At 69.8% G+C, this 14,343-nt stretch carries 15 protein-coding genes; 10 read left to right on the forward strand and 5 right to left on the reverse strand.

Translation table 11 applies throughout. The features are described from left to right. From TA90_RS10585 to TA90_RS10615, 6 genes are all read left to right on the forward strand, one after another. Nucleotides 1–871: type II secretion system F family protein (locus tag TA90_RS10585; RefSeq protein ID WP_331394273.1), on the forward strand; the 871-nt coding region annotated here is incomplete at its 5' end. Continuing rightward, the gene (locus TA90_RS10590; protein WP_043536308.1) at nt 868–1,764 is read left to right on the forward strand and encodes a type II secretion system F family protein; all 897 of its coding nucleotides are present in this window, start codon (nt 868–870) and stop codon (nt 1,762–1,764) included. The genes TA90_RS10585 and TA90_RS10590, both read left to right, overlap by 4 nt. 60 nt (nt 1,765–1,824) lie before the next feature. Continuing rightward, nucleotides 1,825–2,028, forward strand: coding sequence for a hypothetical protein (locus TA90_RS10595; RefSeq protein ID WP_052450771.1), 204 nt, complete (start codon nt 1,825–1,827; stop codon nt 2,026–2,028). A gap of 3 nt (nt 2,029–2,031) precedes the next feature. Next, nucleotides 2,032–2,574: an ABC transporter gene (locus tag TA90_RS15895; RefSeq protein ID WP_331394274.1), complete on the forward strand. Its 543-nt coding sequence runs from the start codon at nt 2,032–2,034 to the stop codon at nt 2,572–2,574. Between the two features lie 115 nt (nt 2,575–2,689). Next, nucleotides 2,690–3,109 (forward strand): hypothetical protein, encoded by a 420-nt coding sequence (locus TA90_RS14680; protein WP_043536309.1) that lies wholly within the window; start codon nt 2,690–2,692, stop codon nt 3,107–3,109. 277 nt (nt 3,110–3,386) lie between these two features. Then, entirely contained in the window at nt 3,387–3,857 is a 471-nt protein-coding gene (locus tag TA90_RS10615; RefSeq protein ID WP_074015381.1) for a hypothetical protein, read from the forward strand. 176 nt (nt 3,858–4,033) lie between these two features. Here TA90_RS10615 and TA90_RS10620 read toward each other — a convergent pair whose 3' ends face one another. The 5 genes from TA90_RS10620 to TA90_RS10640 all read right to left on the reverse strand — a co-directional run bounded on the left by TA90_RS10620 (nt 4,034) and on the right by TA90_RS10640 (nt 10,388). Further along, entirely contained in the window at nt 4,034–6,748 is a 2,715-nt protein-coding gene (locus tag TA90_RS10620) for a PEP/pyruvate-binding domain-containing protein (protein ID WP_043536312.1), read from the reverse strand. An 86-nt stretch (nt 6,749–6,834) separates the two neighbouring features. Continuing rightward, entirely contained in the window at nt 6,835–8,175 is a 1,341-nt protein-coding gene (gene gdhA, locus TA90_RS10625) for an NADP-specific glutamate dehydrogenase (RefSeq protein ID WP_407921591.1), read from the reverse strand. A gap of 209 nt (nt 8,176–8,384) precedes the next feature. Then, nucleotides 8,385–9,038 (reverse strand): ABC-2 transporter permease, encoded by a 654-nt coding sequence (locus TA90_RS10630; RefSeq protein WP_043536315.1) that lies wholly within the window; start codon nt 9,036–9,038, stop codon nt 8,385–8,387. Nucleotide 9,039: 1 nt separating this feature from the next. Next, entirely contained in the window at nt 9,040–10,014 is a 975-nt protein-coding gene (locus tag TA90_RS10635) for an ABC transporter ATP-binding protein (RefSeq protein WP_082031642.1), read from the reverse strand. After that, on the reverse strand, nt 10,011–10,388 hold the full coding sequence (locus TA90_RS10640; RefSeq protein ID WP_231550727.1) for a GntR family transcriptional regulator: 378 nt from the start codon (nt 10,386–10,388) through the stop codon (nt 10,011–10,013). Before TA90_RS10640 ends, TA90_RS10635 begins: the two co-directional genes overlap by 4 nt. Before the next feature lie 132 nt (nt 10,389–10,520). On the opposite strand from TA90_RS10640, the gene TA90_RS10645 reads away from it, so the two are divergent. The 4 genes from TA90_RS10645 to TA90_RS13345 all read left to right on the forward strand — a co-directional run bounded on the left by TA90_RS10645 (nt 10,521) and on the right by TA90_RS13345 (nt 14,322). Beyond that, a complete protein-coding gene (locus TA90_RS10645) occupies nt 10,521–11,111 on the forward strand; it encodes an RNA polymerase sigma factor (protein ID WP_052450773.1) in 591 nt (196 codons plus the stop codon). Then, nucleotides 11,108–12,364 (forward strand): hypothetical protein, encoded by a 1,257-nt coding sequence (locus tag TA90_RS10650; RefSeq protein WP_147513466.1) that lies wholly within the window; start codon nt 11,108–11,110, stop codon nt 12,362–12,364. Before TA90_RS10645 ends, TA90_RS10650 begins: the two co-directional genes overlap by 4 nt. 286 nt (nt 12,365–12,650) lie before the next feature. Beyond that, a complete protein-coding gene (locus TA90_RS10655) occupies nt 12,651–13,478 on the forward strand; it encodes a MerR family transcriptional regulator (protein ID WP_074015379.1) in 828 nt (275 codons plus the stop codon). Nucleotides 13,479–13,704: 226 nt separating this feature from the next. Continuing rightward, nucleotides 13,705–14,322 (forward strand): hypothetical protein, encoded by a 618-nt coding sequence (locus TA90_RS13345; RefSeq protein ID WP_147513467.1) that lies wholly within the window; start codon nt 13,705–13,707, stop codon nt 14,320–14,322. The last annotated feature ends 21 nt before the right edge of the window (nt 14,323–14,343 follow it).

A 14,343-nucleotide genomic window follows, 5' to 3' on the forward strand; every position in this document is an offset into this window, starting at 1 on the left:
AACGGGGGGCGTGATGGAGGTCGTGGTGGGACTCGGGCTCGGAGGGGGCATCGTGCTGGTCCTCGCCTCCTGGGTGGGCACGCCCACGTGGGGTGTCGGCAGGCCGGCCTGGTACCTGCGCTGGTCCGACGAGGTGGTCCGGTCCGGCATCAGGGGACTGACGCCCCTGCGCCTGTTGGCGATCTGCCTCGGCGTCACCCTGGCGGTGCTCCTCCTCGTCCTGGCCTGGACCGGGGCCTGGACGGTCTCCACCGCCGTGGCGCTCATGACCCTCCCGCTCGCCCCGGCCGTCGTCCTCGCCCGCTCCCGCAGGCGCATCGCCGCGGCCCGGGCGGCGTGGCCCGATGTCATCGACTCCCTCGTCGCGGGGGTGAGGGCCGGTGGTGGGCTGCCCGAGCTGCTCGCCGAGCTCGGCGAGTCGGGGCCGCCGGCCCTCCGTCCCCACTTCACCCGGTTCGCGCTCGACCACCGGGCGGACGGCCGCTTCGACGTCGCCCTCGCACGCCTCAAGGAACGTCTGGCGGATCCCGTCGCGGACCGCATCATCGAGGCGCTGCGCCTGGCGCGGGAGGTGGGCGGCTCGGACCTCTCCGCCCTGCTGCGCGACCTCGGGGTGCTCCTGAGGGAGGAGTCCAGGGTCCGCGGTGAGTTGGAGGCGCGCCAGTCCTGGACCGTCAACGCGGCCAGGCTCGGGGTGGTGGCCCCGTGGTTGGTCCTCGTCCTCATCGCCGCCCAGGCGGAGGCGGCGCGGGCCTACTCGACACCGCAGGGGGTCCTCGTGCTCCTCGGTGGCGGGGTGGCGACGGTGGTCGCCTACCTCGCGATGCAGAGGATCGGGCGCCTGCCGACGGAACGGAGGTTCCTCAGGTGAGTGCGTTGGCGTGGGCGGCCTCGGCGACCGGGCTCGGCACGGGCCTGGGGCTCCTCTGCGTCCTCACGGCCTGGCGGGCCACGCACCCGGACCTGACACGCCGCGTCCTGCAGGGAGGATCCGGGCGCGTGCGGGGCGACGTCGTGGGGCAGGTGCTCCTGCAGGTGGGACACCGCCTGGTCGGGGTCGCGGAGAGCCTCGGATCGACCACGGGTTCGGTGGAACGGCGTCTGGTCCTCCTCGGGCGGCCGGGCACGCTGGGCGCCTTCCGTCTCCAGCAGTTCGCCTGCGCGGTGCTGGGGATGGTGGTCGCGGCGGCGCTCGTGGCCGCGGTCGGCCCGCGAGGAGGCGCGGGATCGGTCCTCATGCTCGTCCTCACGCTCGTGGGCGCCCTCACCGGGGCCGCGGGGTGGGACCAGGTTCTCGGGGTCCGGGCCCGTACCCGTCAGCAGCTCCTCGACGCCCAGGTCCCCGACGCGTCGGAGCTCATCGCCCTGTCCATCGGTGCGGGGGAGTCGGTGCCCGGCGCCCTCTCCCGGGTGGCCGGGGCCTCCACCTCCTCCCTCGCCTCCGAACTCGAGGCCACCGCGGCCGAGATCCGTCTGGGCCGACCCGCCAGTCGGGCCCTCCAGGACCTCACGGCCCGCAACGACTCCCCCTCGCTGGACCGGCTGTGCCTGACCCTGGTCACCGCCATCGAGAGGGGTACACCGCTGGCGGGGGTCCTCCACGACCAGGCGCGCGACATCCGTGAGGCCTCACGCCAGAGGCTCATGGAGGACGGTGGGAGGCGCGAGATCGCCATGCTCTTCCCCGTCGTCTTCCTGATCCTGCCCGTGACCGTCATCTTCGCCCTCTACCCGGGGCTCATCTCCCTGGGGATCGGGCCCTGACACACGAACGAAGCACCGACGGGGCGACGACGTCCCCGTCCCAGACCTGAGGAGGCCACCGTGGAGACACTCCACCGATGGGTCCACGCCGTCCGACTGCTGTTCATGCCCGCTCCCCGGGAGGACCCCGAGCGCGGCGACGTGCCCGGGTGGGTCCTCATCACGCTGATGACGGCAGCCCTGGTCGCCGCCATCTGGGCGGTGGCGGGGACACGTCTGGTCGCGATCTTCAACGAGGCCATGGACAAGGTTTCCGGGATCTGAGCCATGGTGGTCAGATCCCGGCACGTCCCGTGCGTCCTGCGCACCCTGCCCGCCGGCCCGGCAGGCCCGGTGCCCGGTGGGTCCCGGGGACACCCACCCGCGCCCCGCAGGTCCGGGGGCTCACCCCGCGGGTCCGGGGACTCACCCCGCCTCGCGAACTCCGCGCACGGTGAGGAGGGGTCCGAGGTCGTCGCGCACGTCCTCACCCAGGCCCTGGTCGTCCTCGTCGTGCTCGCGGTGCTCCAGGCCGCCTTCGCCCTCCACACCCGCAACCTCGCCATCTCCGCCGCAGGGGAGGGTGCCCGCCGTGGCGCCCTGCTCGGCAGCAGCGATGCGGAGGCCCGCGCCCGCACCGGCGAGCTCCTCGACGAGGCCCTCGGCTCCTCGCGACCGCGCACCGTGACGACCTCGAGGGAGGTCCGTGCCGGTCGGGAGACCCTCGTGGTCACCGTCTCGACCGCCCTGCCCGTCCTCCTCACGTGGGGACCCGCCGGGTGGCTGACCGTACGGGGACGGTCTGTCGTGGAGGTGGGGGATGTCCCCTGAGGTCCTGCTCCGATGGCCTCCCCGGATCCGCGCTGTGCCGTCCGGCCGGGGTCTGCGCCCATGCGCCGTCCCGTCCCGCGGGGGTTGCCGGACGTGGGCCGTCGGGTCCCCGCAGATGTCGTCCGACGAGGGCGAACGCGGCGGTGCGCTGGTCGAGTTCATCGTCCTGGTGGTCGCGTTGCTGATACCGGTCGTGTACCTGGTCATGGCGCTGGCACTGGTGCAGGCGAGCGTCTTCGCGGCCGAGGGCGCTTCCCGGGAGGCCGCGCGCGTCCTGGCGGCGGACCCGGGGGACACCGCGACGGCGCGCGCCCAGGTGGACCTCGCCTTCGGCGACTACGGGCTCCCCGCTCCCGCAGAGGTCACGATGGGTTGTGTTCCCGCAGGCTGCCACGGCGAGGGTGCGCGTGTCGCCGTGCGCGTCTCGACCACGGTGCCCCTGCCCCTCGTCCTCGGGTGGGTGGGCCAGCGCGGGTTGGTGCCCGTCTCCGCGGAGTCCGAGGCCCTGGTCGAGGGGATGAGGCTCGATGGGTGACGCGGGGGCAGTGGACCACACGGGAACGGGGACGCCGTGTGGGCGCGGTGGATCCTCCCCGGGCATGGGCCGACGAGGTCGTCCTCCTGCGGGCCGGGAGGGGTGTGCCCACCCCTCCGGGTGCGGGGCTCGACGTCCTCGCCCTCGTGGGGACCGGGCGGGGGGACGTCATCCCGCCGGGAGCGGGGAAGGGCCCGTCGCCGGGGGCGCACGTCGAGGTGGGCCGACCCGTGTGGGCGGCTGGGTGCCCCGGTGCGCGTTGACGGGTGCGACCCGCGTGCCCGGCGCCGGTCCCACTGCGCCCCGGCCCGCGGACCGGGGCGAGGAGGGCCGGATCTCCCTGCTGGTCATCGGCCTGACCGCCCTGCTCCTCTCCTTCGTACTCACGCTCGCGGCGATCACGATCGTCCACGTCCAGGACCGCAGACTCCTCGCCTGTGCCGACCGCGTCGCAGCGGCTGCCTCGGCCGTGATGGATGCCGACGCCTACTACGGGGCCGGGGGCAACCCACGGCGCCTCGTCCCCGCCCCGACCGCCGCCCTGCGGGAGGCGCGCGACGCCCTCGACCTGCTGGCATCGACCAGCTGCGCCGTCGGGGAGGGCGTGGTCCTCGCCGGTGTGGACGCCGACGCGGGAGGTGTCGTGGTCTCCGTCTCGGCACGTGCCCGCCTGCCCCTGCTGCCACCGGTGCTGGGTGGGGTGGTGGCCCCGGTGCTCACGGCGTCCTCCTCCGCCTCCACCCGGTGAATTCCACACGGTGAGGGCACAGGTGCGTCGCCCCGGACCATCAGTCACGAGGACACCCGTCGGCGGTCCGCAGGTGCGTCGCCCCGGACCATCAGGCACGAGGACACCCGTCGGTGCCGGGCGCCCAGGTGGTGCCTCGCCCGGATGTCGGTGGAGTGGACCGTCGGGACCAGGCCTCAGGAGCACACGACCCGCTGGGAGACCACGTCGGAGCGCAGCTCCAGGTGGTCGAAGGCCGCGACGTGGAGGACCCCCTCCAGACCAGCGGCCTCCGGGACCAGTTCCCCCACGCGGTTGGGGCGATCGAGGATCCACCCGGGGTTGAAGACCGTGCCGGGTGCGTCATCCATGACGGCCACGTAGAAGATGCCGGTCTCCACCAGGTCCTGGAAGAAGTGGCTCCCCCAGGACAACTCGGGGTGGAAGTCCCCCGGGGCGTAGGTCAGCTCCCCGAGCACCGCGGCACGGGAGATCTCGGCGAAGGTCACGGGCACCCCCAGGCTTGGGGTGGTGGTCCCCCATCTCCCCGGCCCGAGGTACATGACGGAGCCGCTCCCCAAGGCGCGGTCGAGGTCGCCGATCCTGCGCGCGACCTCGTGGCGCTCCTGGGTCCCCAGCATGAGGTAGGCGTCGGGGCGGACGAGGACCACGTGGTCGAGCTCGAGGCGCACGTTCCCGCCCATGAACCCGCCGTACTGGCTGAGCAGGCACTGCGAGGGGTCGGCGGGCTCGACGACCTCGACGGCCCGACCGGGCCCACGGGTCTGGAGGGGCCGGCACTGGAGCAGGTTGACCCGCCACCCCTGCGGCGTCGTGTTCAGGGTGAACTCGATGTCCACGGGGTGGTCGTAGGCGGTCTGCAGTGCGGAGAGCAGCATCCGCATCCACCCGGCGAAGTCCGTGTCCGCCAGCAGGCCGTGGAAGTCCACGATCCTGGGCGCAGCGCTCGCGGGGCGCCCGAGTTCCTCCAGGCGTCGGGCCGCCCCGCGGTCAGTGCTGAGGAACAGGGACCATGCGTCTCCCTGCTCCTCGCGTGCCGACGGGCTCGGGCCCGCATCCGTGCCCACCACTGCTCGCACCTCTGCGGGGGCTCCAGGGTCCGTGCGCGCACGCGTCTCCCTGGCGATTCCCGGGTCCGCGCCTGTGCCCTCCCCGGACAGGTGGACCTGCTCGCGCTCCGCTCCCATCACCCGGGACACGGGGAGCGTGAGGCGCTCGTCGGCGGACAGGGAGAGGACGTCCATGCGCTTCTGCGAGAAGCGGGCCGCGTCGCCCTCGTCAATCGCCCCCGACGAGAGGGGGGCGCCGAGCGCGACGATGCGCGCGTAGTCCTTGCGGGTCCTGTCCACGGCGCGCGTGCCCAGCCCGACCACCATGCGCAGCATGCCCGCGTCCGCGTCGATGTCGGGGGACCACACGTAGAGGTTGGAGGAGTTGCCGACGCCGGCTGCGTCGGGGAAGAAGAGGTCCCCGTGGTGGTCCCCCGAGACGCGCTGGACCAGCAGGGCCATCTGCTCGTCACGGAACTCCAGGCCGCGCTGACGCCGGTAGGCCAGGGCCTCGGGCGACATGGAGGAGGCGTAGACCGTGCGCACGGCGTCCTCGAGGGCGCGGTAGCGGTCCTCGGGAGTGCCCTGGTTGACCAGGAAGACCGAGTCGTACTTCCCGGCGAAGGCGTTGCCGTAGTCGTCCTCGAGCAGGGAGGAGGAGCGCACGATGAACGGGGACTGCCCGAAGTGGTCGAGGATCCGCCAGAAGTCGTCGCGCACCGAGGGCGGGAACCGACCCCGACCCAGGCGCTCGCGCAGGCGGACACCCGCCGCCAGGAAGGACTCCGGGTCCTTCTGCTCCATGCGCAGGTGCCACCAGCCGTTGGAGACGACGTAGGTGTAGAAGTGGTCGGAACCGACGTAGAACGAGTCGTGCGCCTCCAGACGGGCACGGAACCGGTCCTGTGCGTCGTGGTCGAGGACGGCGCGGGCCAGCAGCATGCCGACGCTCTTGCCGCCGATGCGCCCGGTGCCGACGAGGCGATGGGCGACGCCCAGCAGGTCCGCCAGCGTGAAGTGGCGACGGCACAGCTCCACCAGCTGCCCCTCCCGTCCCACCATCACCCCCAGCAGCAGGTCACGGGTGGCGAGCACCGCCTCGGGGTCCCCGTCCGCCAGGGCTGCCCGGGCGTCCTCGACGAGGTCCGCCCAGTGGTCCGTGAGCTCCACGCGACCACCCAGGGTGGCGAAGAGGCGGGCGGACTCCTCGGAGGAGGTGACGGGCTCGACCTCGTCCCCGTCGATGCGATGGGGGAGGAACATCGTGGGGGAGTAGCGCGCCCACACCTTGAGCGGGTGCACGTAGAGCCGTCCGTCGATGCGGTGGAGCTCCAGGAGCAGCTGGGTGGTCTCCCGGATCCCGGCGATCGTGGCCGCCGAGTGGCGGTGGCGCAGCAGGCAGAAGTAGGCCACCGTGTCGAGGTCGTAGAGGTGGGGGCAGGTGACGGCGAAGAAGTTCATCACCATGAGGTCCGAGTGCCACACGTCCAGCAGGTCGCTCAGGCAGTCGAAGACGTGGTACGCGGAGGTGCCGGACTCGCTGATGAGCCGGTGGATGCGCGTGGTGAAGGCCTCGAAGCCCTCGCCGGGGTCGACCTCGTGGACCACGACGCCCGGCAGGTCGGGGACGAGGGCGGGGGCGTCGGGGTGCAGGAAGTGGGAGAAGCGGACGTGGTGCACCTCGCGGCCGACCTCCAGCGCGCGCCGCACGTAGGGGAGGACGACCTGGGCGAAGTCGGCGGGGGAGTCAACCTGCCACACGACGTTGTCCCCCAGGCGCAGCCGGTCGACCGTGCGGTCGAGGCCGGGGATCCCGGTGCTCGCGGAGTTGTGCGGTTCCATCGGCCGGCTCCGTCCTGGGGTGGGTGGGGTCGCGGGACGAGGGCGGCCCGAGCTGCCCGGGCCCGGGATGCCGGGGCCCCGACTGCTCAGATGACGCCCATCGCCACCATCGCGTCGGCCACCTTGATGTATCCCGCCAGGTTGGCGCCGGCCACGTAGTCCCCGGGCACCCCGTACTCGTCGGCGGTGGCGAGGCAGCGGTGGTGGATGTCGTCCATGATGCCCTCCAGTCGCTGTTCCGTGTACTCGAAGGTCCACGAGTCGCGGGAGGCGTTCTGCTGCATCTCCAGGGCGGAGGTCGCGACGCCGCCGGCGTTGGAGGCCTTGCCGGGAGCGAAGAGGACACCCGCCGCCCGTAGGGCGTCGGTCGCGGTGGGGGTCGTGGGCATGTTCGCGCCCTCCGCCACCAGTTCCACACCGTTGGCGATGAGGGACTTCGCGCCGGACTCGCCGAGCTCGTTCTGCGTCGCGCAGGGCAGGGCCAGCTGGCAGGGGACGTCCCAGATGGAGCCGCCCTCGACATAGCGGGCGGAGGAGCCGCGTTCCTCGGCATAGTCGGACACACGCCCCCGCCGGATCTCCTTGATGTCACGCAGGAGCTCGAAGTCGAGGCCGGACTCCTCCACGACGTACCCGGAGGAATCGGAGCAGGCCACCACGGTGGCGCCGAGCTGCTGGGCCTTCTGGATGGCGTAGAGGGCTACGTTGCCGGAACCGGAGACGACCACGCGCTTGCCGGCGATGTCCTCGCCGTGGGCCTTGAGCATCTCCTCCACGAAGAACACCAGGCCGTAACCGGTGGCCTCGGTGCGGACCCGGGACCCGCCCCAGGTGAGGCCCTTCCCGGTGAGCACACCGGAGTCGTAGCGGTTCTGGATGCGCTTGAACTGCCCGAAGAGGTAGCCGATCTCGCGCCCACCCACGCCGATGTCGCCGGCGGGGACGTCGGTGGTGGGGCCGATGTGGCGCTGGAGCTCGGTCATGAACGACTGGCAGAAGCGCATGACCTCACCCTCGGACCTGCCCTTGGGATCGAAGTCGGACCCACCCTTGCCGCCCCCGATGGGCATGCCGGTCAGGGAGTTCTTGAAGATCTGCTCGAAGCCGAGGAACTTGATGATGGAGAGGTTGACGGAGGGGTGGAAGCGGAGGCCGCCCTTGTAGGGGCCGAGCGCCGAGTTGAACTCGACGCGGAACCCGCGGTTGACCTGGACGACGCCGTGGTCGTCGACCCAGGGCACGCGGAAGATGATCTGGCGTTCGGGTTCGCACATGCGCTGGAGGACCGACCACTGCGCGTAGGCGGGCTTGCGGTCGGTCAACGGCTCCAGGCTGAGAAGCACCTCGTAGACGGCCTGGAGGAATTCGGATTCTCCCGCGTTGCGCGACAGCACGGCCATGTACTGGGGTCGCAGGGAGTCGGACAGTCGTTCGATCTCGAGAGTGGCCACGAGTGGATTGTGTCATCCGGGTGGTGCTCTCGTGCGAGAACGTCCGGGATCCGGTGGAAGGGGTGCGCGGGAGGCGGAGCGGGGCGCTGGTTGAGGGATGGTGTCGGGCTCGGGTCACACCCTCGTCGACGTCCCGCGTTGGTGTGGGGCCGCTCTCGTCGAGGCATGGCGGAGGGGCCGGCAGTTCACAGGTCTCGTCGCCCGTAGAGGGCGATCGACGCCGCCGAGGACAGGGCCAGGGCCAGCAGGCCTGCACCCAGTCCGATCACCGAGGTCATGGGAGCTGAGAGGTGTCCGGGGGATGTGCCCACGGGACTGCCCACGCGGTTGAGCAGAGCGACACCCACGAACACCAGTGCGAGGGTCACGATCCTGATCCACAGACCCGATCGTGCGAAACCCAGGGCGAAGCAGACGGGCAGTGTCACCGACACCAGGCAAAGGACCATCCCCGAGCCCAGGCCGGCGACGACGAGGAGTTGTCCGATCGTGGGCAGCGATCCGTCGGTGACTGCGGAGACCAGCAGCACCATGACGAGGCCGAGGGCGACCTGGGTGACCAACAGGACCAGGACGCTCAGGTGGCGGCCCAGCACGACTTCTCGACGCCTCAGGGGAAGAGCTGCGTAGAGCGTGTCGAGATGAGCGGCCTCGTCCATCGCGAAGAAGTACATCGGCATGAACAGTGTCAGGGACAGGCAGGCTGCCAGAAGGCTCAGGGGCTCGACGCGCATGGCGGCCGTGACGATCAGGAGGGCCAGGAGGGCGATGGCCAGGGAGCGTGCGCTGCCGCGTTGGGCGGACAGGTCGAGGCGGGTGAAGGCGAGGATTTCGCGCATGTCAGGAGTCCTTTTCGGGTTTGCTGCGGCACAGTCGCACGACGACGTCTTCCAAGGTTGCTTCCTCGATGAGGGCGTCGGGACCGAAGAGTGCGGTGTCACCGGTTCGGATGAGGCCGCTGACGACGCCCTGGGCATCAAGGGTTGCCCCGATGATTGCGCGACGAGCACTCGCAGTGAGGCTCTCTCGGGGACAGCGGACTGTGGCGTGGGCCTCGATGATGTCGGGAGTGGGGCCCTCCAGGAGAGTGCGCCCTCTGATGAGGAGGTGGACGCGGTCCGCGATCTGCTCCAGGTCGGTGGTGAGGTGCGTGGAGAAGAGGATCGCATGGGTCGGATCGACCATGAACTCCCGGCACAGGTCGAGCACCGTGGATCGTGCCACGGGGTCGAGACCGCCGGTGGGCTCGTCGAGGACGAGCAGGCGGGGGCGGTGGGCAAGGGCGAGAGCCAGGCCCAACTTCGTGCGTTCTCCTCGCGAGAGTCCTTTCACTGCCGTGCGCGGCGGGACTTGGAGGCGTTCGAGCATCTCAGCGAAGAGGGAGGCGTCCCAGGTGGAGTAGAAGCGGGCGAGGGCGCGCTGCGAGGCCCGGGCGTCCCATGTCGGTGGCAGGGTCGCATCCTCGAGGACCACGCCGAGACTGTCGTTGCCGTGGCCGGGGGGCGAGCCGAGCACGCGGGTGACACCGGACTGGCTGTGGGTCATCGAGAGGATCACCCTGAGCGTCGTCGTCTTCCCTGCTCCGTTCGGTCCCACGAAGCCGACGACGCTTCCGGCCGGAACCTCGAGGTCCAGGGGACCGAGTGTGAAGGTGCCCTGACGACGTACGACGCCACGCAGGTCGATGGCGGAGGCGGGGGTGTGACTCGGTTTGGCGGTGCCGGGTGCGGCTGCTGCCCTGCTCCGGTCGACGGGCGCGGAGGCGTGGGCGGAGCGGTTCGGGATCGTGCGGGGCGTGGGTTCTGGAGTGGTCATGGTGTCCGCTTCCATTGCTGATCAATCCTGTCGAGGAGGGACTCGCGGTTGAGACCCGCGAGCCGCGCCGTCGCGAGGAGCTCGTTGGTCTGGCGGTCGAGGAGCTCATTCAGTCGGGCACGGGTGGCACCGGGGTCCTGAGGCAGAACGAAGGAGCCGCGGCCCTGCTGGTTGGCGATGAGTCCCTGGGCAGCCAGGTCGTTGTATGCGCGAGTGGTGGTGATGAGGCTGACCTCCAGATCCCTGGCGAGCTGCCGCAGTGACGGCAGGGGGTCACCGGGGGCGAGGCCGCCGGAGTAGATGGCCGAGCGGATCTGCTCGACGATCTGCTCGTACATCGGGACCCCGGACGTCCGGGAGAGGATGATGTGCACAAACTGTTTATATCGCATATGCACAGTATGTGCAATTGAGTCTCGTGCAGGACTGTGGAGTCTGCGTGAGCTCGGATGTCACACATATGGGACTGCCGGACATGTGAGAGTGAAGGCATCCCAGGAGGACACGTGACGAGTGACAACGACTTCAGTGCGGCATTCCGCGGCCATTACCCCGCAGTGCTCGCCTTTGCACGTCGGCGGATCGGGGACACGGAGGCCGAGGATGTTGCGGCCGAAGTGTTCACCATTGCCTGGCGGCGCTGGGACGACGCGCCCGAGGACGTGCGCCCATGGCTGTTCGGCATCGCGAAGAACGTCCTGAGCGGCCAGTACCGGAGCGGTCGTCGTCGTGACCGTTTGGGGGAGAAGGCGCGGCTGCAGCCTCCGGCGGAGGTACCCGACCACAGTGACGATGTGGCGGAGAGTCTGGACCTGCGGGCCGCATGGTCGGAACTCTCCGAGGAGGACAGAGAGGTGATCGCGCTGGTCGCCTGGGACGGGCTCTCAGGAGCCCAGGCCGCCCAGGTGCTCGCCATCAGCCGGATGGCATACACAGCGCGGCTGTCCCGGGCGCGCAAACGCCTGCGGCGACATGTGGCCAGCAGGGAACTGCCCGCGGGGCGGGCAGATGATCCATCGGGCGGAGAGCCCGACCGGGCCTGGGCGGCGGCCCTCACCGAACCGAACACTCTCACGGCTGGAGGGGATGCACGATGAGCGGCAAGCAGGGGATCGACGTGCTGGAGCGCATCGCGGGGTTGAACCCGGTGTCGGACGAACGACTGGGGGAGGGGCAGCTGGCGCGCTCCGAGGAGCTTCTGGCGCGGCTCGTGGCTGTTCCTGCGGGAGAAGGCACGCCTGCTGTGGGCGACGGTGTGGCTGCTGTTGGTGGTGCTGGTGTTGCCGCGCACGCCTCCACAGAGGGGGGCGTGGATGGTGCCGGATCTGTCTCTGGACTCGGTCCTGCCCGGACGGTGCAGGAGGTGGGAGCGGCCCATCGGGCCCACGAGGGTGCCGGGACGCGTCGGCACTCCGGAGTGCGCCGAGCGGCACGGGGTGTGGCGATCGCACTGGCTGGTGTACTCGGTCTGGGGGCTGCGGCCTATGCGACCGGGGTGACGCCCAAGTCGGTGTCGGTGGGCCTCGAGGCGCTCCGGAGCGTTGACGCGGGAACGGTCACCTACTCGGACTCACCAACCATGGATGGCGCGTTGGTCCTGGCCCGGATTGCCCGGGACTCGGAGTCGTCGCAAGACCTTGGGGATCCCACACAGGTCGTTGTCACGAACTCCCTCGGCTCCGGGGATGCCTGGTACGACGAAGACCCTCAACCTGGCATGGTGACGAGCAACCGATGGGACTGGACGCTCAAGAATGGAATCCGACGGTTCAAGACGGTTGAGACGTCAAGGGATGGTGTGAACCCCGAGACACCAGTGATGGACTTCTACTTGGAGCAGCTTCCTCCGGACCCCAATCCGCAGTACGACCCCGAGCGTCGAGCGATTGGGCGGGATCTTCAGCTCGGGCCGACTCCGGAGGCAACAGTGAACACGCTCCTGGGTGATGAACCGCGCGACAGTGGAAGGGCTGATTGGATGGTTGTTGATGCCTACAACTCCTACTGGCCCGAAGGCATCGGACTCACGGCGGCGAACCGTGCGGCATTCGTCCGAGCTCTCGCGACCCTCGACTACGTGTACTACGGCAGCGCAACGGATCAGTTGGGTCGCAGGGGTGAGGCGTTCGGAGTCGATTGGAGGAGTTCCAGCGGGGACGAGGAGTACAGGATCCTCCTCGACCCCGACAATGGCGCGTTGCTCGCAGTTGAGAGCGTTCTGCACGGACCCTGGATCCTCGGTTCCAAGGACCACGTCACGTGGTCCAACACGTGGGTGTCGATCGAGACGGTTGACTCCGTCCCCGCCTGTGAGGACATCGAGGGATGTGTGGTTGCCAAGGAAGGCTGAGTCGCTCGGGACAGCGGGCTCGGTACCCGCCTGCGAGGAGATCGCTGGCCGCAGGATCATTGTCGAGGAGAGGTGACTTCTTCAGCGAGACGGTTGGAGTCAGGACCATGTCACAGCGTCTGATCCGAGAGATCGATGTGGACGATGAAAGCATCAGGTGGCTATGGGAAGAGCGGGCATGACGCAGAGTCGGAGTCGGTTGCCGCGTGCCAGGGCCGCTGATTGGGCGCGCCAGATGATGGCTGGGGCTTGTCCCTGACATCGTGTGAGGGTGTGTGCTCATCGTGTGGACGACGACAGGGATGAACTGCTGCGCATCGGGGTGTTCTCGGTGCTCTCCCGGATCAGCGTGCGGATGCTGCATCACTACCAGCAGGAGGGAGTACTGGAGCCCGTGTGGGTGGACCCCTTCACCGGATACCGGTACTACCACCCCTCTCAACTGCGTGACGCCGAGACGATCACCGCACTACGAGACGCGGGCGTGCCGGTTGCACATATCCTGCGTGTCATCGACTCCCTCGACGATCCACCCGGGGTGCGGGCACTCCTGGACGAGCACCGCAGGAGGCTCAAGTCCGAGCACCTGCAGGTCGTCCAGCGCTTGGATGCCCTGGAACGTTTCCAGACACGATTCGAGGAGGTACCGATGGACATCGATGTACGTACGACAGTTCTTCCGGCCATGACCCTGGCGTCACTGCGCAGGACCGTCCCGACCTACGGCGACGAAGGAGTCCTCTGGCAGGAGATCATGCCTCTGATCACGCGCTCCAGTGCCGCGTTCCCGGCCGGAGGAGTTTCCGGAGCGACCTTCCACGACGTCGACTACAGAGACCATGACGTCGACGTCGAGGTCTGGGTCCAGGTGACGGAGCCCGCTGAGGAGGCCGGAGACCTTCGCTTCGAGGAGCTGCCCCCGCGTCGGGTGGTGACGGCGACCCTGCGGGGTGACTACTCGAGGATGTCCGAGGTCACGGAGGCCATCGGTGAGCGCATCGCCGCTGATGGCCTGGAGACCGGACCCATGTTCAACATCTACCGGGTTTCCCCTGCCCAGGACCCTGACCCGAGCCATTGGGTGACCGAGGTGTGTTTCCCCGTGGTGGAATGATCCACCCCACCGGGGCGGCGCATCCACCGTGCATCCCGAGCCACGTGGCCGAACGATGCGGTTGCGACGGCTGGTCGGTGTCGCGGGTCTGGCGGGAGCCGTATGTTTGCTCAACGAAGGTGTGACGAGGTTCCACGATCTGCCCTGTGGTCGTGGCGCGCCGACCGGACGGTGCACACAATGATCTTGTCGACGATCGTTCGGGACACGGACTGGAGGAGCAGGCATGGCAGAGGTGACGGGAGTCACGCAGTGGCACAGGGGTGCGGCAAGGGGGAGGCCCGAGGACCCCGGTGCGCCTTGGGCGGTGGTCCTGCCCGGCATCGACTACACGGTGATCCACCCCCTGCTCTACTTCGCCTCGACCGCCCTGGTCCAGGACGGGTGGCGTGTGCTCACGGTTCAGTGGGACACGAGCGGGATGGAACTCCCGCGTGACGCTGATGCCGGCGCGGCACTGGCCGAGGATGCCTGGGCAGCCGCGCGGGCCCAGCTGCCCGACGGCGCTGCGCCCGGTCTGCTGGTCGCGAAGTCCATGGGCACGCTCGCCACGGGTCGCGCGCTCGCGGACGGTGTGGACGTCGTGGCACTCACCCCGTTGCTCGTCCCGCCCTTCGCGCACCACTATCCGCGCACTCCTGCGGGTCGGCGCGTGCTCGCTGTCGGTGGGACGTCCGATGCCCTGTGGGACGCCAGCACCGCGGGGGAGCGTGACTACGAGGTGGTCGAGGTGCCCGGTGGGGACCACGCACTGGAGCTGGCGGGTCATTGGCGCGAGTCCCTGCACACGAATGAGCGGGTGACGGGCGCCCTCATCGACTTCGCCGCGACCTGCCGGGACTGAGAATGCACTGGGGGTTGACCT

Source organism: Actinomyces polynesiensis (assembly GCF_000820725.1).
Lineage (GTDB): Bacteria > Actinomycetota > Actinomycetes > Actinomycetales > Actinomycetaceae > Pauljensenia > Pauljensenia polynesiensis.